We start from the raw sequence: 716 nt of genomic DNA on the forward strand, positions 1-716 counted from the left end.
CGACATTGCGATGCCGATGACCCGAAGTGCGTAGCCCTTGTGCTTGAAGAGAACATCGCCCAGCGGATTCCGCGGCACGCCTTCGACAGCTACCCGCTTCTTGAATACTTCGGTTTCGCCGACGGAAAGCCGAATCCAGAGCGTGATCATGCCGAGAAGAGCGGCGACGATAAACGCGACGCGCCACCCCCAGTCAGCAAGGCCCGATTCGCTGCCGACCACTGCGAGCACATAGCCGAGGACGAACGACACCAACGTCCCTGCATTGATGGCGAACCATTGCCATGATCCGGCAAAGGCTCGCCGATCAGCAGGCGCAGACTCCACTAGGAAGGCTGATGCCGAGCCAAACTCTCCACCTGCCGAAAAGCCCTGTACGAGGCGCGCCAGGACGAGAACGACCGGCGCTGCCACCCCAATCGTCTCGTATCCGGGGCAGATGCCGATAGCGAGCGATGCCAAGGACATCAACAATATCGAGAGCGTGAGGCCGGCCTTGCGACCATACCGGTCCGCGAATGCGCCGAGAACCGCGCCACCGATCGGTCGCATGACGAAGCCGACGGCGAATACCGCGAAGACCTGCAAAAGCGCGTTCAAACTGTCTCCGGCCGGAAAGAACTGCTGGGCGAGGATCGATGCGAAAGTCGCGTAGATCACCCAGTCTGTGTATTCCACGATCGTGCCAAGCGTCGCGGCGACAACCGCCTTCTTCT

1 protein-coding gene is annotated in these 716 nt (G+C 60.9%); it reads right to left on the reverse strand.

Going from position 1 to position 716, the window contains the following annotated elements; translation table 11 throughout:
• On the reverse strand, nt 1-716 hold a 716-nt coding region (locus A7X77_RS31720; RefSeq protein ID WP_156668222.1), incomplete at both ends, for an MFS transporter.

It is taken from the genome of Rhizobium bangladeshense, from assembly GCF_001662075.1.
GTDB classification, from domain to species: domain Bacteria; phylum Pseudomonadota; class Alphaproteobacteria; order Rhizobiales; family Rhizobiaceae; genus Rhizobium; species Rhizobium bangladeshense_B.